The sequence below is a fragment of the Candidatus Microthrix subdominans genome, assembly GCA_016719385.1.
Taxonomy (GTDB): domain Bacteria; phylum Actinomycetota; class Acidimicrobiia; order Acidimicrobiales; family Microtrichaceae; genus Microthrix; species Microthrix subdominans.
Genome location: JADJZA010000009.1, coordinates 60,062 through 80,018 on the forward strand (window position 1 = coordinate 60,062; position 19,957 = coordinate 80,018).

Below are 19,957 nucleotides of genomic sequence, written 5' to 3' on the forward strand. Positions count from 1 at the left end.
CGGGTCGGCCCCGGTCATCGCCGGGAACCCGTCGCTGCTCGCGACGAACCCGTGGGAAGCGACTCGCAGGGGGAGGCTGGGGCATGGAGACGACCGGCTCTGCGGAGAGTGCAACTGCCATAGCGTTCGGGACCAGGGTGGGATGGCGGAACACGCCGTGGGCGGACTACCTCGCCGAGTTCCTTGGGACGTTCGTGATCATCACGTTCGGCTGCGGCGTGGTGGCGACCTCGCTCGCCGCGCTCCCGGAGTCGGGGCGGACCGAGACGGCGTTCCTCGGCGGTGGGGACTGGTTGCTCATCACCCTCGGGTGGGCGATGGCGGTGACGTTCGGCATCTACGTCGCCGGCGGGGTCAGTGGCGCTCACCTCAACCCGGCGGTCACGTTGTCGTTCGCGCTACGTCGGGGCTTTGCCTGGTCGAAGGTGCCCGGCTACATAGCGGCGCAGTTGCTCGGCGCCTTCGTCGGCGCCGCCCTCGTGTACGCCCTGTTCTTCGAGGCCATCGAGGCCTTCGAACGCTCCAGTGGGATCGTGCGTCACGGGGGTGCGAGCATAGGCATCTTCGTCACCGCGCCGGCCGACTACTACACGAGCTACTGGGGTCCGTTTCTGACCGAAGCCGTGGCCACCGCCTTCCTCGTCGTGTTCATCTTCGCGGTGAGCGATCTCATGAACACCCCGCCACGAGCCAACCTCGGCCCGCTCGTCATCGGCTTCGCCGTCTTCGCCATCGGCTCCTCGCTCGGTGCCGGCACCGGCTACGCCATCAACCCGGCCCGGGATCTCGGCCCCCGGTTCTTCGCGTGGGTCGCCAGATGGGGTGATGCCGCCCTACCGGGGACCTCGGCGAACCTCGGCGCCTACTGGTGGGTCCCGATACTGGGCCCCATCGTTGGTGCCATCTTCGGTGCACTCGTGTACGACCTGGCGATCCACAACGTCCTGGCCGCCCGGGGAACGGCAGAGACCCCCCACGCCAGGACCGTCGGTGAAGTCGTCCTCGAAGAAGAATGAACGTCCTACGCGGGGTGCAGATCCTGTGACGAACCATATGAGGAGCACAGATGTCTCGGTATGTGGCCGCCATCGACCAGGGCACCACCAGCACGCGCTTCGTGATCTTCGACGCCGACGGGCAATCCGTGGGCATGGCGCAGCAGGAGCACGAGCAGGTCTACCCTCAGCCGGGTTGGGTCGAGCACCGGCCGCAGGAGATCTGGGCCCGGACCGAGGCGGTCATCGCTGACGCCCTCGCTACCACCGGGCTGACCGCGGCAGATCTGGTGGCCATCGGCGTGACGAACCAGCGCGAGACCACGGTCGTGTGGGACCGGTTCACCGGCGAACCGGTGGGCAACGCCATCGTCTGGCAGGACACCCGCACCGATCAGATCTGCCGCGACCTGTCCGCCGACGCGGGTCGTGACCGATTCCGGGCCTCCACGGGGCTCCCGCTCGCGACGTACTTCTCGGGACCGAAGGTCGTCTGGATCCTCGACAACATACCCGGCGCACGAGCGCGCGCCGAAGCCGGCGAGCTCCTGTTCGGGACGATCGACACCTGGATCATCTGGAACCTCACCGGCGGCGTCGACGGTGGACTGCACATCACCGACGTCACCAATGCCAGCCGGACGCTCCTGATGGACCTGGCCACCCTGGACTGGGCGCCCGACATCGTGGCGGCGCTGGGCATTCCCGCGTCGATGCTGCCGGAGATCCGCTCGTCGAGCGAGGTCTACGGCGAAGCCCGCCTCGCTTCCGTGGCCGGGGTGCCGGTGGCCGGTGACCTCGGCGATCAGCAGGCCGGGCTGTTCGGCCAGAGCTGCTTCGACGCCGGCGACGCCAAGAACACCTACGGGACCGGCAACTTCCTCCTGCTCAACACGGGCACCGAGCCGGTGCGCTCGGATCACGGGTTGGTCACTACGGTCGGCTACAAGCTCGGTGACGCCCCCGCCGTGTACGCCCTCGAGGGGTCGATCGCCATCGCCGGGGCGCTCGTCCAGTGGCTTCGCGACAACCTCCGCCTCATCGACTCGGCGGCGGAGGTGGAAGAGCTGGCCCGCAGTGTGGACGACAACGGTGGCTGCTATTTCGTCCCGGCGTTCTCGGGACTATTCGCCCCGTATTGGCGTGATGACGCCCGTGGCGTGATCGTCGGGCTGACCCGCTTCGTGGAGGGAGGCCACATCGCCCGCGCCACGCTTGAGGCCACGGCGTTCCAGGGCCGCGAGATGGTCGATGCGATGGAGGCCGACTCCGGCGTGACCCTCCACGAGCTGCGCGTCGGCGGCGGCATGGTCAAGAACGAGCTGCTCATGCAGTTCCAGGCCGACATCCTCGGCATCCCCATCATCAGGCCGTCGCTGACCGAGACCACGGCGATCGGTGCCGCGTATGCAGCAGGGCTCGCCGTCGGGTTCTGGCCGAGTACCGAGGTGCTGCGGGCCAAGTGGGTCGAGGACAAGCGCTGGCTGCCCCAGATGGACGAGGCCACCCGGGAGCGGGAGCTCGCCCAATGGAAGAAGGCCGTGACCCGCACCTTTGACTGGGTCGACGCTGAGCCGGTCTAGCTACAACGCCCGCGAGCACCCCAAGCGAACGCGTTCGCCGAACGATGGGTGCGCACGCTGCGTCACGAACTGCTCGACCGCACCTTCATCTGGAACGAACGCCAGCTTCGCGCTCTCCTGCTCGACTACAACCAGCACCGCCCGCACCGCGGGCCTGTGGGATCACGCCCACGAGGCAGAGCGCAGGACGCTGCTCGACGAAGCTGCTCCAAGACGTCACAGTCCACGCAGACCGGCTCTCGGTGACCCTGCACGGAGCGCCAGCGCTCAACGTGGGATTCTCCGAAGTCGGGCTCAAGGACTCGGGGTTGAGTTGTGTCGGAGGGGGGACTTGAACCCCCACGCCCTTAACGGGCACTAGGCCCTCAACCTAGCGCGTCTGCCAATTCCGCCACTCCGACGTGACCCCGGTTTTCGCCCGGTGCAAGCGGGTCAGCATAGCAGCGCTGCCGCTCTCCCCCACCAGCCGACACCCAGCCGGCGTCCTGATGGATGGGGCACCCGAAGGCACGGCAGATACGGCCGACCTGATGCCGGTCTGAGGCGTCGCTCACCGCATCAGGATCGCCGAGAATTCTCGGAAATCTTCTCCAGCGGCTGGCTTCGTTGTCACACCCGTTGATCAGACTGGACCCATGGCTTCGATCACCGATTTCGAGCCGACCGGGAGCGGTCCGGAGGGAGTGGGTCCGGAGCGCGATCTTGGGCGGGTGGAGGTGGGCAATCCGGCTGCGGCGCTTGCCTTGGCCCACGCCGAATCGTCGATCGATGAGTTGTTCGCCGCCGGGGTGGAACCCGACGATTCTCAGGATGCGGTCGTCTGGATCGACGAGCTGGAACGGCTTGGGCGTCGGGTGGATGCTGCCCGTTCTGAGTTGGTTGAGTCGATCCAGCGCAGGGTGTTGCACACGGCCGACGGGCACGGGTCGGCCAAGATCATGGTGCGCCATGTCGCCCACCTCACCAACGCTGAGGCGACGGCCCGGGCCAAGACCGCCCGGCTTGCTCGCGATATGCCGAAGGTGACCACAGCATGGAAGGCAGGTGAGGTATCCACCTGCGCGGTCCGCGCGCTGGGTCGGGTGGATGCCAACCCTCGGGTGGCGGCGGCGATGAGAGCCCGTGACGACGAGTTCCTGCGCGACGCCCAGACGATGGGTGCCAAGACGTTTGCGCACAAGGTGCATCGCTGGGCACGCCTGATCGACGAGGACGGCCCCGAACCGGCCAACGAACGTAACCACAAGAAGCGGGATGCCCGGTTGGTGCAGAACCCGTGGGATCAGTCCTGGGACCTGACCGGGTTCTTCGCGTCGATGCAAGGTGCTGAACTCAAGGAGATTCTCGACCGCTATGTCGACGCTGAATTCAAGGCTGATTGGGCCGAAGCCACTGCCCGACTCGGTGAAGGCGGCTGGTTGGGCGACGGGATCTCCAAGGAGGACCTGGATCGGACCGATGCCCAACGCCGCGCTGACGCGTTGGTGCGGGTGTTCCGAGATGCAGCCGCCGCCGATGGATCGGCCATTGCGCCCGGGTGGGTGCACAACATCCACTGGTCGGCGGCCGCCTACGAGGAGATGCTGTCGGCGATGGACGCTGACCGGCCGCCACGGTTCGATCCGGACACGTTCATGTGTCGCACCGAAGACGGCCACGACGTCGACCCCACCGAAGCAGCGGCCGACAGCCTGCTCCACAAGGTCCGACGGGTTATCGTCGACGCAGCCGGGGTGGTGATCGACCTCGGGCGGGCCCGACGGTTCACTGGATCGGCCCGTGTGGCCGCCACCGCCGGCCACACCCACTGCATCTGGCCTGGCTGCCACGCACCCGCCAGCCGTTGTGAGATCGACCACCTCCACGAACACGGCCGAGGCGGAACAACACAACCGGCCAACGCAGCGCCGTTGTGCGGAAAACACAACCGCTGGAAGCAGAAGGGCTTCACGATCCAGCGAGATCCGACCGGCGGGTGGCACACCACACGACCTGACGGAAGCCAGTTGGAGTAGGTCGCCGGCGCCCCGCCAAGCGAGCCGATCGATCCTTGAGTGCCCGGGGTGGGACTTGAACCCACACGCCCTTTCGGACAGGGGATTTTGAATCCCCCGCGTCTGCCATTCCGCCACCCGGGCTTTGGGTGGAGCGTCGATGGTAACCCGTCGACGCGTTCGCTCACCATTGCCGCAGTTCAGGGCCCGGATCGGTAGTTCGTCCGATACGATCCACAGCGTGAGTCGCCTACTGAAGGTTCTCGTCATCATCATCTTGGGCGTCATGCTGGCGCGGGAGATTGCGTTCCGACGGAACCTGAGCGAGTTCAACCCCGACACTGCACCGTTCGGAGACTGAGCACCGAGGGTTGCCGCCGGTCGCGACGATGGGAGCGCCCGAGGACGCTCCCATCGCAGGTAGCACCAGTTGTTCGGGGCCAATCGGCCCCAGCCAACTACGGGGTCTCTTCGCCCTTGGCGATCTTCTTCAGCTTGGAGCCAGCGGAGATTTTGACGGCCTTGGTGGCCGGAACCTGGATCTGCTCGCCGGTCTGCGGGTTGCGACCCATGCGGGCCTTGCGCTCGGTCTGCTCGAAGGAGATGAAGCCGGGGATGGTCAGCTTGTCCTTGCCCTTCGCGACGACCTCGCCGACGACGGTGATGAACTCACCCAGCACTGCGTTGACGTCCTTCTCGGACATCTCGGTGCGACGGGCGATGGTCGAGACCAGTTCACTCTTGTTCATGTGTGCCTCCTCAGCGGTTCGTCCGCTTGGATCATGTACGAACCGACTTGGTTCGGGGTCGTTGTGACCCTATTGCGCCGCCCGTCACGTTCTGCAACCTCGAAACCAGGCCGGAGCCCGGAATTCGGTGAAGCCGGATGTGAATGACAACGGTGTAACTCTACCAGGAATGAGCGCAGACACCTAGGGGCACAACGAATCTGCGATTTGAGCGGGCTTCAAGCGGCGGCTGCAAGGGTCCTAATGTCACATCCCCCGGTCGAGCGCGTCTCGGAACTCCCCCACCTGGTCGGCCACCTGATCGGGGGAGGCACCGTCGAGGATCTTGCGCATGAACGCTGACCCGACGACTGCGCCGTCGGCCACCTCGCACACCTCGACCGCCTGCTGGGGGCTGGAGACGCCGACCCCGACCAGCACGGGCAGGTCGGTGATGTCCTTGGCGCGCCGGGCGATCTCCTTGGCCGAATCGGCCAGGGTGGCCCGCTCGCCGGTGACGCCGAGCAGCCCGACGGCATACAGGAAGCCCCGGGACCGCTGGGCGATGCGGTCGAGGCGTTCGTCGGGGGTGGTTGGCGCCGCCAACAGCACGGTCTCCACCCCAGAAGTGTCGGCCGCATCGATCCACGGGCCGGCCTCGTCGAGAGGCAGATCGGGCAGGATGGCCCCGGCGATGCCGGCCCGGGCCAGTTCTCCGGCGAAGCGGGTGACGCCCGGGCGGAACACCAGGTTGTAGTAGGTCATGACGGCCAAGGGGATGCCGACGTCGGCAGCACCGGCGGCCTCGATCACCTCGTGGGGAAGGGCCCCCTGGTGCAAGGCCAGGTCGGAGGCCGCCTGGATGGTGGGGCCGTCCATCACCGGATCGGAGAAGGGAATGCCGATCTCGATGGCATCGGCGCCGGCCTGGGCGACCGCCTCGATCGTGGGGATCCACTCCCCCAACCCACCGGTGATGTAGGGCACGAGGGACTTGCCCCCGGCGTCGCGACGGCGGCGCAGCGCCGATTCCAGCGGGCCCGGGACGTGTGACGGCTGGGCGGCGCTCATCCCAGCACCTCCATCATCTGGGCGACGTCCTTATCGCCGCGTCCCGACAGGTTGATGAGCACGGTCTTGCCGGCGAGCTCGTCCTTGGCCTTGGCCACCCAGGCGAGGGCGTGGGCCGGCTCGAGGGCCGGGATGATGCCCTCGGTCCGGCTGAGCAGCACGAAGGCCTCGATCACCTCGGCGTCGGTCACGGGCTCGTAGCGGGCCCGGCCCTCGGCGGCGAGGAAGCTGTGCTCGGGGCCCACCCCCGGGTAGTCGAGCCCGGCCGAAATCGAGTGGGCCTCCATCACCTGACCGACATCGTCCTGCTTGAGGTACGAGGCCATGCCGTGCACGACGCCGACCGCCCCGCCGCCGATCGCCGCCCCGCCGGCGGGCTCGGCGCCGACCAGCTCGGCCTCGGTATCGACGAACCCGGAGAAGATTCCGGCTGCGTTCGATCCACCACCCACGCAGGCGACGACGACGTCGGGGTCGGCGCCGGTCAACTTGTGGACCTGGGCGTAGGCCTCGTCGCCGATCACCCGGTGAAACTCCCGCACCATCCACGGATACGGATGGGGTCCCATCACCGAGCCCAGGCAGTAGTGGGTGGTCTCGACGGTGGCCACCCAGGAGCGCATCGCCTCGTTGACCGCATCCTTCAGGGTGCGACTGCCGCTCATCGCCGAGCGAACCTCGGCCCCGAGTAGGCGCATGCGAAAAACGTTGAGCTCCTGGCGGGCCATGTCGACCTCGCCCATGTAGACGATGCACTCCATGCCGAGCAGCGCCGCAGCGGTGGCGGTGGCCACGCCGTGCTGGCCGGCACCGGTCTCGGCCACCAGCTTGGACTTGCCCATGCGGCGGGCGAGCAGCGCCTGGCCGAGAACGTTGTTGATCTTGTGCGAGCCGGTGTGGTTGAGGTCCTCCCGTTTGAGCAGCACCCGGCAGCCGAGCTCCTCGGACAGCCGGTGGGCTTCGGTCAGCGGGCTGGGACGCCCGGCGTAATCGGCGAGCAGTCCGTCGAGCTCGGAACGAAAGGCCGGGTCCACCCAGGCGTCGCGGAACGCCACCTCGAGCTCCTCACATGCCGGGATGAGGGTTTCGGGCACGTAGCGCCCACCAAACTCGCCAAAGCGGCCCGTTGCACCCGGGTCACCCATACCTACCGTGTTGGTCACGCTCGCTCCCGTACCTTCTCGACGACGGCCGACACCCTACGCCCGGCGGTCGAGAACCTTGCGGTGACCGGCCGGTGGTCCGAACCGGCTGTGCATCCCACGCTGAGCGACAGCGGTTCGAGGCCCCGGAACAGCACCCGGTCGAGACGGGCAATCGGCAGCCGAGCAGGCCAGGTGAGCCCCAACCCCTGCCCCACTTCCCGGTGGGCGTCGCGCAGGTGCCCGCCGGCCACCAACTGGCGCATCGGCTGGTGCCGACCGCTGGCGTTGAAGTCACCGGCCACCACCACGCGATCGGCCTCCCTGGCCATCGCCGCCAGCCGGTCGTGTTGGGCGGTCCACGGGCCCACCCCGTGGATCGGCGGGGTGGTGTGCACCCCCAGTACGCGCACCACCGTGCCGTCGCAAGCGACCACGTCGGCTGAGGGCGTGGGCGACCCGGCGGCCGACTCGATCGTGGCGTTGCGCACCTCCACCCGGGCGAACATCGCTGCCCCCAGCGCATCGTCGCGGGAGGTCGACACCACCTCGGTGTAGCAGCCCTCGAGCCCGGCGCGCAGCTGCCGGAGATAGTCGGGGGTGACCTCCTGAAACACGGCGACGTCGCAGCCGGCGGCCAGCATCTCCTCGATGTTGGCCGAGACGTCGCTCCGCTCGAACTCCAGGTTGGCGGAGTACACGGTGAGGGTGGCGTCTCCCGGTCGGGGCCCTCCGCCCCAGTCCCCAGCCAGCAGGCCGACGCCGGTGCCGAGCAGTGCGAGGGCGGCGGCCGCGTTGAGCTGGCGTGCCCTGCGGCCGGGGGCGAGAGCGGCAGCCGGCAGGGCCGCCAGGGCTGCGGCGTGCGCCGGCAGCGCCAACGTCTGGGCGATCACGTGGGCCGGTGGGCCGTTGATGCCGAGCGCCCAGGCCGCATCGAGTGCGGCCGCCGGGGCCAGCGCCGCCGGGGCCAACCAACGCGGGATGCGGCTCAAGCGCCGGAGCGCACCGGCTCGGCCGCCGGGGTCCGGGCCATCGCATCCCGGTACAGCTGCTCGTAGGCGGCGGCCAGGCGGTCCATCGAGTAGGCGTTGGCCCGCTGGTGGCCCGCCTCGGTCAGCCGGGCGGCCAGCGCGTCGTCGGTCAGCACAGCGGTGAGCGCCTCGGCCAACGCCGTGGGATCCTCGGGCTCGGCGAGCAGGGCGTTGCGGTCGTGGGTGGCCACGTTGTTGTAGCCGGGGATGTTGGAGGCGACCACCGGGGTGCCGGCCGCCATCCCCTCGAGAAGCACCACGCCGAAGCTCTCGCCGCCGAGGGCAGGCGCACAGAACACGCTCGCCCCGGCCAGGCGGGCATCCCGCTCGGCGTCGCTGATCCGGCCCAGCCACTCGATCCGCTCGTCGCCGGCATTGGCCGCCTGGAGCTCCTCGGTGAGCGGGCCGGTGCCCGCCACCCACAGGGTGACGTCGGCGGGCAACTGCTTCATCGCTTCGAGCAGGACGGCCAGGCCCTTGCGGGTCTCGTGGCGTCCGATGAAGAAGATCGAGGGCCCGTCGCTCGGCGTGGGCACCACCTGGCGAAACGCCTCGGTGTCGACGGCGTTGTAGAGCACCAACATGTCGTCATCGGTGAACCACACACCGGCGGTGCTGCGGGCGTCGTCGGAGACCGCCACCCGCACGTCGAGGCGCCGCACCCCCCACGATCCCAGCGGCTTGAGCCAGGAGGAGTAGGCCGAGAAATCGCCCGAGGCGTGGAACGTACCGACCATCGGGCACGGCTTGACGACCAGGGCGGTGTTGGTGACGCCGGGGACGAGCGGTTCGTGCAGGTGCAGCACGTCGAAGTCCTCGTCCCACAGGGCCCGCATCGTCCGTAGCTGCGCCGAGGGGTCTGGGGCGAGCGGGGCGACCGACCCGTTGGTGGCGAAGGGGATGGAGGCGCCCAGCGGAGTGACCCCCGGTTCGGGCGGCGGGCCGTCGCAGGGCGCCAGCACGCGAACCTCGTGGCCTCGACGGCGCAGGGCCTTGGCCAGCCCGAGCACCTGCCCCTGGACCCCACCGGGCACGCTGAGGCTGTAGGGACAGACGAGGCCGATACGCATCGGGGTGAGGCTAGTTGGAATGCCCTGGAGCGCTCCCAGGCAACGACTCCGGCGAGTAGCCGGCCGCCCGCAGCGCCGCGACATCGCTCGGCCAGTTGGGGCTCTGAAGGTGCCACTGCTGGGGCTGCGCGGCGATCAGCTCCTCGAGCTCGTAGGCGAGGACCTGGGTGAGCCGGGCGACGTCGGCCCGAAGGCGCCCCTCGCGTTCGAGGTCCATTGGGGGGCGGACCACGCCGAGCACCCGGTTGCCCGGCGTTTCGTAGACCGCGGTGGGCAAGAGCAGGGCGCCGGTGCGCAGGGCCAGGGTGACCGGGCCGGCGGGCAGGCGGGTGCGCTCCCCGAAGAACTCCACCTCGGGGCCGCCGCCGCTGATGTCGCGGTCGGACAGCAGACACACGACGTGGCCGGCTTTGATCGCCCGGCTGATCGACCCGACCGCGTCCGGCCCCAGAGGCACGACGTGGATGCCGAGCGCCTCGCGTTTGTTTCGGAACCAGTCGAAGAGTTCCGGAGGTTCGATCGCTTCGACGACGGCGGTCACCTCGACGCCGTGCACGCGGGTGAGCCATGCGGCCGCCCACTCCCAGCGGCCGACGTGGGGCATGGCGAGGATGGGTCCGGTGCCGCTTGCGACCGCCTCGTCCAGGTGGTGGAGTCCCTGGCTGTCGAAGTTGGCCGCCAGCTCGCGGGTCGAGACCGTCGGCAGGCGCAACAGGTCCTCCCAGTAGCGCCCATAGGAGCGGATCGCTGCGTTGGTGAGCGCCTCGCGTCGAACGGGAGTGAGCCGGTGACCGGTCGCCCGATCGAGGTTTCGGCCGATCAGCAGGCGCCGCTCGGAGAGCATCGGCGCCACGGCGCTGGCCAGGCCCTGCGAGACGATGTTGGCGCCCGGCCTCGGCAGCACACCGGCGGCGGCGGTGCCCAGCTTGAACAGGTCGAGGACCGAGATGCCCAGTACCACGCCGTGAACCGAAGGACCTGGTTAGCGGCGGCTGGCCAGGCGGCGGTCGCGGGCGTCCCGGCGGATCTGCCAACGCTCGGCCATCGTCGTCTCACTGCGGCGGGCACGGCGACGCTGGCGGGGCGGGCGGGGACGCTCGACCGAGGCCTGCTTCCACACCTTGACGAAGCGCTGTCCGGCCGTGCCGACGTTGAGGACCAGCATGAGGATCAGGGCGGGGATCATCAGCATGGGGAACAGCAGGGCGACCAGGAGGATGATGAAGCGCTCCGCCCGTTCGACCATGCCGCCGCTGGCGTCAAAGCCGAGCGATTCGGCCTTGGCCCGGATGTAGCTCACCCAGGAGGCGCTGGCGAGCACGGCGACCGGCAGCCACACCCAGTTGGGCTGGTTTTGGCTGTAGTTGATGGCGATCGCGCCGAACAGCAGCGCATCGGTGACGCGGTCGCTGACCGAGTCGAAGAAGGCCCCACGAGGCCCTGCGGTGCCCGACGCCTTGGCCACAGCACCGTCGAGCAGGTCGGGCACGCCGGTGAGCACGACGAACAGCAGCCCGAGGTGCCACCAACCGAAGCTGATGACGACCGCAGCGCCCACCGCCATGACCAGCCCCGCGATGGTGAGGTGGTCGGCCGTGATGCCGGTGCGCTTGATCTGCTGGCCGACCGGTTTGAGCTTGGCCTCGACCTGAGGACGGAAGTTTCCGTCGAACATGCTGTCTCCCCTCGGGGTGCTAACTCTTGCAAGCATAGCGACCCGGGTGTCTTCTGTGAAGCGTAGACGCTCGACGGGTGCCGGACGGACCTCTCGGACCCGGGTGGTTCAGGCGCCGGGCTGCGGGTCCCAGCGCTCCGGGTTCTCCTCGGCGAACCACTCGACGATCTCGCCGTTGACACCGTCGATCAGCACGATGCCGCGGTTCTGGGGCGGGTTCTCGTTTGAGTAGATGAGAATGCGCCAGGTCGGGGTGGAGCGCCAACCCCGCCACACCTGCTGTGCCGACGCGTGCCCGACCGGGAACCCGACGACAGAACCGGCGGTGGCGAACGCCTGCTGGTCGTCGACCGCCAAGGTGCGGCCGGCGATCAGCCCGTACAGGCCGAAGACCGCCAGCAGCGCGCCGGCGACGGCGACCCCGGTGTTGACCACCGCCTCACCTTTGTAGGCGATGGAGACGGCGATGGCGGCCACGCCGAGCAGGAGGTAGATCAGCGCCGGGATGCGGCGACGGTTGTTGTTGGGGAACGTCACCGGGCCGACGAAGTTGGTCATGTCGAGGTCGTCGGGCAGTTCGTCGATGTGTTCGGCCTCGTCAGTCATTGGCCTGTCCTTTCATCCAAGCAGGGGGTGCCCCGCCGGGCCACCCGGCGCGTAGGCGGTCCCAGGCCTCGGGCAGCGACACCGGCAGGGTGCGGGTGTCGGCGGTGGCGGTCATGAAGTTGGCGTCGCCTGCCCAGCGGGGCACGACGTGGACGTGGAGATGGTCGCTCTGGGAACCGCCGGCCTCCGCCCCGAGGTTGACGCCGACGTTGACGGCGTCGCAGCCCAGGCCCTCCCGGCAGGCGACCGTTGCGTCGCGCACCATCGGCCACAGCTCGGCGAACTCCTCGTCGTTCAGGTCGTCCAGCCCGGCGACGCCGCGGTTGGGCAGCACCATGACGTGGCCGGCGGTGTAGGGGAACAGGTTCAACAGTGCAAAGCAGCGACGGCCGCGGGCGACGACGAACTTCTCGCGGTCACCCTCTGGTGCGCCGAGGATGCGCTCGAACAGCGTGCCCTCGGCGTCGCCCGGCGGGTCGCCCAGCGTCGAGACGTAGTTCGATCGCCAGGTGCTCCACAAGTGATCGAGCGTCACGACGGACCGGGGCGCGAGGCGGCCTCGATCACCGCCTGGGGGACGCCGTCGGGGTCGAGCGAGCCGGCATCGACACCGACGGGCGTGCCCGGCCCGGCTCCGATGCCCTTGGACTCCACCTCGGCTGCCAGCCGCTCGAGGAAGGCGTCGACCGACACGTCCCGCTCGACCGAGCCACCCCGGGGGTTGACGCCCACAGTGTGGTGGGCCACATCGTCGTCCCCGACGACCAACACGTAGGGCAGCTTCTGCCCCTTGGCGTTGCGGATGCGCTTGCCCAACGTGTCGTTGGCCTCGATCACCTCGGGGCGATACCCCGCCGTGCGCAGCCGTGCGGCCAGGTCGTGGGCGTAGTCGTCGTGGGCGTCGGCCACCGGCAGGATGGCCACCTGCACCGGGGCCAGCCAGGTGGGGAACGCCCCGGCATAGTGCTCGACCAGCACGCCGAAAAAGCGCTCGACCGAACCGAACAGCGCCCGGTGGATCATGATCGGCCGGTGCCGCTCGCCGTCGGAGCCCACGTACTCCAGCTCGAAGCGTTGGGGCAGCTGGAAGTCGACCTGAATCGTCGACATCTGCCAAGTGCGGCCGATGGCGTCGCGGGCCTGCACCGAGATCTTGGGGCCGTAGAAGGCACCGCCGCCGGGATCCATCACCAGGTCGAGGCCTTGGGTAACGGCGACCTGGCGCAGCGCCTCGGTGGCCTCGTCCCACTCCTCGTCGGTGCCGACCGCCTTCTCTTCGGGCTTGGTGGACAGCTCGAGGTAGAAGTCATCGAGGCCGTAGTCGCGCAGCAACGACAGCACGAAGTCGAGCAACGACGACAGCTCCTCCCCCATGTTCTCCTTGGTGGTGAAGATGTGGGCATCGTCCATCGTCAGGCCGCGCACCCGGGTGAGGCCGTGCAGCACGCCGGACTTCTCGTAGCGGTACACCGTGCCGAACTCGAACATGCGCAGCGGCAGCTCGCGGTAGCTGCGCATGCCGGCTCTTGAAGATCAGGATGTGGAACGGGCAGTTCATCGGCTTGAGGTAGTAGTTGGTCGCCTCGCCGTCGCCGTCCAGGTCGAGTTGCATCGGGGGGAACATGCCGTCGGCGAACCAGTCGAGGTGCCCCGAGATCTGGAACAGCTTTTCCTTGGTGATGTGGGGGGAGTTGACGAACTCGTAGCCCGCCTCGGCGTGGCGCTTGCGGGAGTAGTCCTCCATCAGCATTCGGACGATGCCGCCCTTGGGGTGGAACACCGCCAGCCCGGAGCCGATCTCCTCGGGAAAGCTGAACAGGTCGAGCTCGACCCCCAGCTTGCGGTGGTCGCGCGCTGCGGCCTGCTCGAGCCGCTCGAGGTGGGCGGTCAGGTCGTCCTTGGAGGTCCAGGCCGTGCCGTAGATGCGTTGGAGCATCGGGTTGGCCTCCGAGCCCCGGAAGTAGGCGCCGGCCACCCGCATCAGCTTGAACCAGCCCAGCTTGCCGGTCGACGGCACGTGAGGGCCGCGGCACATGTCGACAAAGCCGTCGCCGTTGCGATAGAAGCTGATCGTCTCACCGGCGGGGGCCTCCCCGTCCGAATCGTCACCACCGGACGCGGCGGACATGAACGCCTGCTTGTAGGGGTGGTCGCCCATCTCGGCCATCGCATCGTCCAGCTCGAGTTCGTACCGCTCGAAAGGCTGGTTGGACTTGATGATCCGGCGCATCCGCTCTTCGATGCGGGCCAGGTCGCCCTCGGAGAAGGTGCCGCCATCGGGCAGTTCGAAGTCGTAGTAGAAGCCGTCCTCGATCGGCGGGCCGCCGGCGAACGTGGCGCCCGGCCACAGGTCGAGCACCGCCTGGGCGAGGACGTGGGCGGTCGAGTGCCGCAGGTGTTCGAGCACCTCCGGGTCGCGCTTGGTGAGGAAACGCACCTCGGCCCCGTCGGGCAGCGGCGCCGACAGGTCGCTGGGATGGCCGTTCACCTCGGCGATCAGCACCGCCTTGGCCAGGCCCGAACCGATGTCGGCGGCCAGGTCGGCCCCCGTGGCACCGTCGGTGAGCTCTCGCTGAGAACCGTCGGGAAGGGTGACCGTGATCGCTGACATAAGGGGACCGAGGCTACTCGTCCGGGTACGGAACCCGGAAGCGGGTTGCCTAGGCCCGCACGAGCGGCCTTGGCTGCAGCACCGTCGCCGACGAGGCCCGGCTGAGCATGTCGTCGTGGTCGGAGGATGTGTCGACCACGGCGGCGGCCTGTTCCCTGGCTGCGGCCGGGTCCGGCGCCGGCACCGGGGAGCTACCGGCCGGCACCAGCGGGCGCGCCGCCAGGACCGATCCGGACGAGGGGCGCGTGGCGCCGCTCTGGGTGGGGCTCGACGTACCGGTGCGCAGGTGGCGGCCGTGGCGCACCTCGCCGCCGGCGCCGGTGAGCACCGTCGAGGAGGACGCAGGAGCGGTGGCCGGTGCGCTGGGCTGCTCCGGCTTGGCCGCCTTGGTGGCGTAGGTGTCGTTGTACTCCTGGCCGGTCAGGCGGCGGATCTCGAACATCACCTCGTCGGTCAGCTGACGCAGCGCCATGCGATCGTCGAGGCGGTCGAGGTAGCGCTCGGGCGAGATCGGTTGACCGAAGCGGATGTGCACGTTGCGGAACGGCCGCGGGAACTTGGCGTCGGGGGGTTGCACCTGGACCGTGCCAAGGACGCCCACCGGCACGATGGGCGAGTTGGTCTCGATCGCCAAGCGAGCGATGCCGGTGTGCCCCTTGTGCAGGTCGCCGGTGCGGCTGCGGGTGCCCTCCGGGTAGATGCCAAACAGCTCCCCGCGGTTGAGCACGTCCGCTGCTGCGTCGAGCGCAGCCTGGGCGTGCTCCCCGCCGCGCCGGTCGATCGGGATCATGCCCATCGCCGGGAACAGTACCTTGGTCTTCCAATCGTCCAAGTACTCGGCTTTGCCCACGTAGGTGATGCGACGGGGCAGCGAGCAGGGCACGAAGAACGAATCCAGCACCGACAGGTGGTTGGGGGCGATGATGGCGCCGCCATCGGTGGGGATGTTCTCAAGGCCGTCGGTGCTCACTCGCCACGCAAAGTTGAAGAGCGGCGAGAACCGCCTTGATGGGTTTTGGAGTTGTCCGAACTCGAGTTGCATGTACTCCCCTTACCTTTCGGTCACCTGCGGAACGCACTCATGCTGATCGCAGTTTGCGCTCCTTCATGAAGTTTTGGTGACGGCCCATTCTGTCCTATGCCCATGATGATTGGTACCGCTAACGGGCGATTTCTCATTCGGACCTGAGAATTTTCATGGCGACAACGTAAGGCCGACGCCGGGTGGGCGGCTCAGCGCTCGAAGTCGACGCCGAGCAGCATGGCCGCCTCCGACACGCCCTCGCCTCGTTCGGCCGCAGCATCGATCGCAGCGATCGCAGCCGGCGTGTCCAGGTCGTCGTCCAGCGCGGCCCGCACGTCGTCCAACGCGCCGGTCCCCTCCCCCGCCGCCAGCCAGCGCTCCCAGCGTCGCTGGGCGTCCGGCATCAGCTCGTCGGAGTACTCCCACTCGGTGCGGTAGTGGTTGGTGAGCACGCCGAGCCGGATCGCCATCGGGTGAAACGATTTGGACAGCTCGCTGACGAACACCAGGTTCCCCAGCGACTTCGACATCTTCTCGCCGTCCATGCGGACCATGGCCTGGTGCATCCAGTGGCGCACCAGCGGCTCGCCGGTGGCGGCCTCGGACTGGGCGGCCTCGCACTCGTGGTGAGGGAAGATCAGGTCGCTGCCGCCGCCGTGCAGATCGATGGTCGTGCCCAGCTCCCGCAGGCACAGCGCAGAGCACTCGATGTGCCATCCGGGTCGGCCCGGGCCCCACATCGACTCCCAGGCCGGTTCGTCCTCGGCGGAGGGCTGCCACAGCACGAAGTCGAGCGGGTCCCGCTTGTTGGGGTCGTCGACGTTGCCGCCCCGTTCGGCGGCCAGCTCCAGCATCTCGTCGCGCGAGTAGCCGGACAGTTCACCGAAGCGCGGGAAGGTGGCCACCTCGAAGTACACCGAACCGCCCGCCTCATAGGCGTGACCGGTATCGATCACCATGCCGATGAACCCTCGGATGTCGGGGATGGCTGACGTCGCGCGGGGCTCGGAGTACGCCGGGAGCATGCCCAGCGCCTCCATGTCGGCATCGAAGCGGGCCATCTCCGCGGCTGCCAGGTCGAGGTAGTGCACGCCAAGCTCGCGTGCCTTGGGCAGGATCGAGTCGTCGACGTCGGTGATGTTGCGGACGGCCCGGGTCTCGTGCCCCGCGTCGCGCAGGCGGCGCTGCAACACGTCGTAGGTCAGGTACGTCGCAGCGTGCCCCAGATGGGTGGAGTCGTACGGCGTGATTCCGCACGTGTACATCGTGACCACCGGTCCCGGCTCGAAGGGCACGATCTTGCGGCGAAGGGTGTCGTAGAGGCGCACGGAGGTGGGCGTTACGCCTTGGCGGGCGCGGCTGTGTCCTTGGCGGCGGGTGCCTTGGAAGCGGCAGGCTTGGCGGCGGCCTGCGCGGTGCGGCCTGGGGACTTGGTGCGCCGGTTCTTGGGATCGATCCCGGTGAAGCGCACGGCGGCGCGGGTGCGGTACTTCACGTTGAGCTGCAACAGCACCGCAGCAAAGGCCTCGATCGGGGCGGCGTTGGACAGCTCGCCGGCATCCAGGCCACGCAGGTCGGGGATGGCGTTGACGATCTCGAGCGTCGTGTTGGTGGCCTCGTCGTGGTCGGAGCACACCAGCACGTCGGACTCGACCGGGTTGGCCAGGTCGCCGAGTTCCTTGGCGGGCACGTGGTGCATGGCCGCCGACACGAGCGACTGGGGAATGGCGGCCTGGATCGACGCCGCCACCGAGCCGCGGGGCGGCACGAGGGGCTGGAATTCGTGGGCCACCTTGGCCAGGGCGTTGGCCATCGAGATGACGACCTTGCCGGCCAGCAGGTCGGCCAGTGGCATCACGGTGGCGGCCGCAGCGTCCCAGGGCGTGGCCACGACGACGACGTCGGCACGGGCGGCGTCCTGGTTGTCGCCCGCATGCAGGTTGAGGTCCTTGTCCGGCCACTTGTCGGTGAGACCGTCGACCACCTCCATCGCCCGGTACTTGGACCGGGAACCGATCCACACCTCGTATCCAAGCGACGACAGTCGCACCGCCAGCCCGCTTCCGGCCGGTCCAGTTGCTCCAAGTACACCGATCTTCATGAGGGGCGATGGTAGTTGGGGGTCACCATCCGGCCATGAATCGCCTCGGCGTGCGACGTGTGGGAGCGTCGGACGGCCGGCGAAACGGTCGCCGCCGATCCGACGGAGGTGGAACGTGTCCCAGCCGCTGCTGTCGGTGGGCGGCCTGAGCGTGTGGCGGGGCGAGCGCCACCTGCTGTCCGATGTCACCTGGGCGGTGTTGTCCGGCGAGCGCTGGGTGGTGCTGGGCGCCAACGGCTCGGGCAAGACCACCCTGGTGCGGGTGGCCACCTGGTGGGACCGACCGTCCGCCGGCGAGCTGACCCTGCTCGGCCATCGGCTTGGCCGGGCCGACGTGCGCTCGGTGCGCACCGAGGTCGGGTTCGTCAGCGTGGCCTTCGCCGACAAGATCCGTCCCGGCGTCACCGCCCACGACGTGGTGGTCTCGGCGCGCCACGGCGCGTTGGAGACGTGGTGGCACCACTACACCGCCACCGATCACGAGCGGGCCGGAGCAGCGCTGGGCGAGATGGGCATGGCCGGCTTCGGCGAGCGCGCCTTCGGATCGTTGAGCTCGGGCGAGCGCCAGCGGGTGCTGCTCGCCCGAGCCCTGATGGCCGACGCGCCACTGATCGTCCTCGACGAGCCGTCGGCCGGGCTCGACCTGGGCGGCCGGGAGGATCTGCTCGGCCGGCTCGACCGCCTTGGCTCCAACCCGGAGGGCCCGGCTCAGGTGCTGATCACCCACCACCCCGAGGAGATCCCGCCCAGCTTCACCCATGTGTTGTTGATTCGCAACGGAATGGTGGGCGATGCCGGCCCGATCGACGAGGTGCTAACCGCCGAGTCGCTCAGCGACACCTTCGGCCTGCCGCTCAACCTTGAGCGGCGCGACGGCCGATTTACCGCCTGGGCGGCGACCTAGCCGTACTTGTACGGCTTCGGTACCATGCCCGTATGGCCACCAAGACAACCATCAATTTCGATGACGAGATGGAAGCCGCACTCGCCGAGTTGGTGGCCATCGACGGCACCAAGAGGCTGGCGATCAAACGTTCGCTCCTCGCCGAAGTGAAACGACGGCGCCGAAGTCAGGCGATGATCGACCTGATCGCATCGTGGGAAGCCGAGGATGGGCAAATCGACGCCGAGCACCTCGCGTGGGCCGACGCGGTGCTCGACCGGCAGGGAGTCGATCGATGATCATCGATGCCGGCCCGTTGATCGTCGACGGTGAGCGGGTCAACTCGCGGCTATGGGCGCTGATCAAGCGGGCAACCGAGCGCGGCGACGACCTTCACACGACGCATCCCGTGCTCGCTCAGGTGTGGCGGGACCCAACCCGACAGGCAAACCTGGCACGAGCGCTGCGCAGTTTCGATATCCACCCGCTCGACGAGTCGAGGAGTGTCGGTCGGCGGCTCGCCGCAACCGGAACGTCCGATGTCGTCGATGCTCACCTGGCGGTCGTTGCGGAGCAGCTCGGAACCTTCATCCTGACGGGAGACCCTGATGACATGACGGCGCTCAACGCCCGATTCGAGCTCTACTGACCTGGTTGTTCGGTGAGGACGACTAACCGGCGACGCTCTGGCCGATCGAGTGGTGATGGCCGTGTTCGTGCAGCGCCCTGGCATCGTCGACGGACATCGGAGCGAGGTCGTCTGCTCCATCGCACCCGACCCGATCTTGGTCTCGCCGGCCCACAGGGTGACCTTCCCGCCGGCCCCGGGCTTGGGTTCGTCGGACTCGAAGAGCATCTTCAGCGTCGTGCGGCCGGTGGGGACCGGCCGGTCGGACACCTGCTGGTAGGTGTCCGACCCCGAGGAACGAAGAGGAGTGGTTGAGCAGGCCATCGCCGTCCAACCACAGCGAGAAGCCACCGATGAAGTCGGCGTTGGCCACCAGCACACCCTCGGCGCCACCTTCGGGGATCTCGACGTCGGCCTCGAGCCGGTCCTCCTCATCGACGATGGCGATGATCATGGCGCCGTCGCTCGGCAACTTGTCCGCCAGTGCCTCCTCGAGCCCGCTGTCCACCTTCGTGCGGGTGAACTTGCCGACCACACCACCGACGGCGCCGCCGACCACGACCGAGGCCAACAGCGGCGGGGACAGCAACCCGACGAGCACGCCCACGCTGCCGCCCCACGTCATGCCACGTCGGCCGAGGTGGTCGGCGGTGTGGGTGACCCTCACCTCGCCGTGATCATCGTGGTCGACGAGGATGACCCCGGCGGCGGGGGGGCGTTCACCCACCACCGGGCGACGCACATCGGAGTCGCGAGGAGGCGTACCCGGTGATCGTCCGGGGCCTGCGTGACACCGCACGACGCCCAGCCCGACC

At 68.7% G+C, this 19,957-nt stretch carries 19 protein-coding genes, 2 tRNA genes and 2 pseudogenes; 7 read left to right on the forward strand and 16 right to left on the reverse strand.

Annotated features, from left to right (window positions below; all coding sequences use genetic code 11):
- Positions 1–83: 83 nt before the first annotated feature.
- The 3 genes and pseudogenes from IPN02_16760 to IPN02_16770 all read left to right on the forward strand — a co-directional run bounded on the left by IPN02_16760 (position 84) and on the right by IPN02_16770 (position 2,731).
- A complete protein-coding gene (locus IPN02_16760; GenBank protein ID MBK9298442.1) occupies positions 84–1,016 on the forward strand; it encodes an MIP family channel protein in 933 nt (310 codons plus the stop codon).
- Positions 1,017–1,066: 50 nt separating this feature from the next.
- Positions 1,067–2,578, forward strand: coding sequence for a glycerol kinase GlpK (glpK, locus tag IPN02_16765; GenBank protein ID MBK9298443.1), 1,512 nt, complete (start codon positions 1,067–1,069; stop codon positions 2,576–2,578).
- Positions 2,579–2,587: 9 nt separating this feature from the next.
- Positions 2,588–2,731: pseudogene (locus tag IPN02_16770) on the forward strand (transposase).
- A 163-nt stretch (positions 2,732–2,894) separates the two neighbouring features.
- Here IPN02_16770 and IPN02_16775 read toward each other — a convergent pair.
- Positions 2,895–2,979 (reverse strand) — tRNA-Leu (locus IPN02_16775).
- A 234-nt stretch (positions 2,980–3,213) separates the two neighbouring features.
- Between IPN02_16775 and IPN02_16780 the strand changes: the two genes are divergently transcribed.
- Positions 3,214–4,593: a DUF222 domain-containing protein gene (locus tag IPN02_16780; protein ID MBK9298444.1), complete on the forward strand. Its 1,380-nt coding sequence runs from the start codon at positions 3,214–3,216 to the stop codon at positions 4,591–4,593.
- Between the two features lie 40 nt (positions 4,594–4,633).
- Here IPN02_16780 and IPN02_16785 read toward each other — a convergent pair.
- The 14 genes and pseudogenes from IPN02_16785 to npdG form a co-directional block, all read right to left on the reverse strand.
- A tRNA-Leu gene (locus tag IPN02_16785) sits at positions 4,634–4,716 on the reverse strand.
- 314 nt (positions 4,717–5,030) lie between these two features.
- On the reverse strand, positions 5,031–5,321 hold the full coding sequence (locus tag IPN02_16790; protein MBK9298445.1) for an HU family DNA-binding protein: 291 nt from the start codon (positions 5,319–5,321) through the stop codon (positions 5,031–5,033).
- A gap of 246 nt (positions 5,322–5,567) precedes the next feature.
- Positions 5,568–6,371, reverse strand: a complete 804-nt coding sequence (gene trpA / locus IPN02_16795) for a tryptophan synthase subunit alpha (protein ID MBK9298446.1) — start codon at positions 6,369–6,371, stop codon at positions 5,568–5,570.
- Positions 6,368–7,516, reverse strand: a complete 1,149-nt coding sequence (gene trpB / locus IPN02_16800) for a tryptophan synthase subunit beta (protein ID MBK9298447.1) — start codon at positions 7,514–7,516, stop codon at positions 6,368–6,370. The genes trpA and trpB overlap by 4 nt, the downstream gene beginning before the upstream one ends.
- Before the next feature lie 14 nt (positions 7,517–7,530).
- Positions 7,531–8,505, reverse strand: coding sequence for an endonuclease/exonuclease/phosphatase family protein (locus IPN02_16805; GenBank protein ID MBK9298448.1), 975 nt, complete (start codon positions 8,503–8,505; stop codon positions 7,531–7,533).
- Entirely contained in the window at positions 8,502–9,614 is a 1,113-nt protein-coding gene (locus tag IPN02_16810) for a glycosyltransferase family 4 protein (GenBank protein ID MBK9298449.1), read from the reverse strand. Before IPN02_16810 ends, IPN02_16805 begins: the two co-directional genes overlap by 4 nt.
- Positions 9,615–9,624: 10 nt before the next feature.
- Positions 9,625–10,575, reverse strand: a complete 951-nt coding sequence (locus tag IPN02_16815; GenBank protein MBK9298450.1) for a phosphatidylinositol mannoside acyltransferase — start codon at positions 10,573–10,575, stop codon at positions 9,625–9,627.
- 21 nt (positions 10,576–10,596) lie between these two features.
- Positions 10,597–11,289, reverse strand: a complete 693-nt coding sequence (locus tag IPN02_16820) for a CDP-alcohol phosphatidyltransferase family protein (GenBank protein ID MBK9298451.1) — start codon at positions 11,287–11,289, stop codon at positions 10,597–10,599.
- 108 nt (positions 11,290–11,397) lie between these two features.
- On the reverse strand, positions 11,398–11,895 hold the full coding sequence (locus tag IPN02_16825; GenBank protein ID MBK9298452.1) for a hypothetical protein: 498 nt from the start codon (positions 11,893–11,895) through the stop codon (positions 11,398–11,400).
- Positions 11,888–12,430: an HIT domain-containing protein gene (locus IPN02_16830; protein ID MBK9298453.1), complete on the reverse strand. Its 543-nt coding sequence runs from the start codon at positions 12,428–12,430 to the stop codon at positions 11,888–11,890. Before IPN02_16830 ends, IPN02_16825 begins: the two co-directional genes overlap by 8 nt.
- 101 nt (positions 12,431–12,531) lie before the next feature.
- Positions 12,532–14,506 (reverse strand): annotated as a pseudogene (thrS, locus tag IPN02_16835) (threonine--tRNA ligase).
- A 49-nt stretch (positions 14,507–14,555) separates the two neighbouring features.
- Positions 14,556–15,548, reverse strand: coding sequence for a 1-acyl-sn-glycerol-3-phosphate acyltransferase (locus IPN02_16840; GenBank protein ID MBK9298454.1), 993 nt, complete (start codon positions 15,546–15,548; stop codon positions 14,556–14,558).
- A 191-nt stretch (positions 15,549–15,739) separates the two neighbouring features.
- On the reverse strand, positions 15,740–16,858 hold the full coding sequence (locus IPN02_16845) for a cysteine--tRNA ligase (GenBank protein ID MBK9298455.1): 1,119 nt from the start codon (positions 16,856–16,858) through the stop codon (positions 15,740–15,742).
- An 11-nt stretch (positions 16,859–16,869) separates the two neighbouring features.
- Positions 16,870–17,631: an NADPH-dependent F420 reductase gene (gene npdG / locus IPN02_16850; protein MBK9298456.1), complete on the reverse strand. Its 762-nt coding sequence runs from the start codon at positions 17,629–17,631 to the stop codon at positions 16,870–16,872.
- A 115-nt stretch (positions 17,632–17,746) separates the two neighbouring features.
- On the opposite strand from npdG, the gene IPN02_16855 reads away from it, so the two are divergent.
- From IPN02_16855 to IPN02_16865, 3 genes are read left to right on the forward strand one after another with little or no spacing between them, the layout of a single operon-like run.
- Positions 17,747–18,535 (forward strand): ATP-binding cassette domain-containing protein, encoded by a 789-nt coding sequence (locus IPN02_16855; GenBank protein ID MBK9298457.1) that lies wholly within the window; start codon positions 17,747–17,749, stop codon positions 18,533–18,535.
- Between the two features lie 32 nt (positions 18,536–18,567).
- The gene (locus IPN02_16860; GenBank protein MBK9298458.1) at positions 18,568–18,813 is read left to right on the forward strand and encodes a hypothetical protein; all 246 of its coding nucleotides are present in this window, start codon (positions 18,568–18,570) and stop codon (positions 18,811–18,813) included.
- Entirely contained in the window at positions 18,810–19,163 is a 354-nt protein-coding gene (locus tag IPN02_16865; GenBank protein ID MBK9298459.1) for a hypothetical protein, read from the forward strand. Before IPN02_16860 ends, IPN02_16865 begins: the two co-directional genes overlap by 4 nt.
- Before the next feature lie 22 nt (positions 19,164–19,185).
- Here the strand turns inward: IPN02_16865 and IPN02_16870 are convergent, their stop codons facing one another.
- Positions 19,186–19,869, reverse strand: coding sequence for a DUF1269 domain-containing protein (locus IPN02_16870; GenBank protein ID MBK9298460.1), 684 nt, complete (start codon positions 19,867–19,869; stop codon positions 19,186–19,188).
- Positions 19,870–19,957: the final 88 nt, after the last annotated feature.

What these genes read in the sequence shown, in the direction of transcription:
- IPN02_16790 (MBK9298445.1), bottom strand. Translation starts at nt 5,321, where the DNA reads ATGAACAAGAGTGAACTGGTCTCGACCATCGCCCGTCGCACCGAGATG.
- IPN02_16825 (MBK9298452.1), bottom strand. Translation starts at nt 11,895, where the DNA reads ATGACTGACGAGGCCGAACACATCGACGAACTGCCCGACGACCTCGAC.
- trpB (MBK9298447.1), bottom strand. Translation starts at nt 7,516, where the DNA reads ATGGGTGACCCGGGTGCAACGGGCCGCTTTGGCGAGTTTGGTGGGCGC.
- IPN02_16760 (MBK9298442.1), top strand. Translation starts at nt 84, where the DNA reads ATGGAGACGACCGGCTCTGCGGAGAGTGCAACTGCCATAGCGTTCGGG.
- npdG (MBK9298456.1), bottom strand. Translation starts at nt 17,631, where the DNA reads ATGAAGATCGGTGTACTTGGAGCAACTGGACCGGCCGGAAGCGGGCTG.
- IPN02_16780 (MBK9298444.1), top strand. Translation starts at nt 3,214, where the DNA reads ATGGCTTCGATCACCGATTTCGAGCCGACCGGGAGCGGTCCGGAGGGA.
- IPN02_16820 (MBK9298451.1), bottom strand. Translation starts at nt 11,289, where the DNA reads ATGTTCGACGGAAACTTCCGTCCTCAGGTCGAGGCCAAGCTCAAACCG.
- IPN02_16860 (MBK9298458.1), top strand. Translation starts at nt 18,568, where the DNA reads ATGGCCACCAAGACAACCATCAATTTCGATGACGAGATGGAAGCCGCA.
- IPN02_16865 (MBK9298459.1), top strand. Translation starts at nt 18,810, where the DNA reads ATGATCATCGATGCCGGCCCGTTGATCGTCGACGGTGAGCGGGTCAAC.
- trpA (MBK9298446.1), bottom strand. Translation starts at nt 6,371, where the DNA reads ATGAGCGCCGCCCAGCCGTCACACGTCCCGGGCCCGCTGGAATCGGCG.
- IPN02_16810 (MBK9298449.1), bottom strand. Translation starts at nt 9,614, where the DNA reads ATGCGTATCGGCCTCGTCTGTCCCTACAGCCTCAGCGTGCCCGGTGGG.
- IPN02_16840 (MBK9298454.1), bottom strand. Translation starts at nt 15,548, where the DNA reads ATGCAACTCGAGTTCGGACAACTCCAAAACCCATCAAGGCGGTTCTCG.
- glpK (MBK9298443.1), top strand. Translation starts at nt 1,067, where the DNA reads ATGTCTCGGTATGTGGCCGCCATCGACCAGGGCACCACCAGCACGCGC.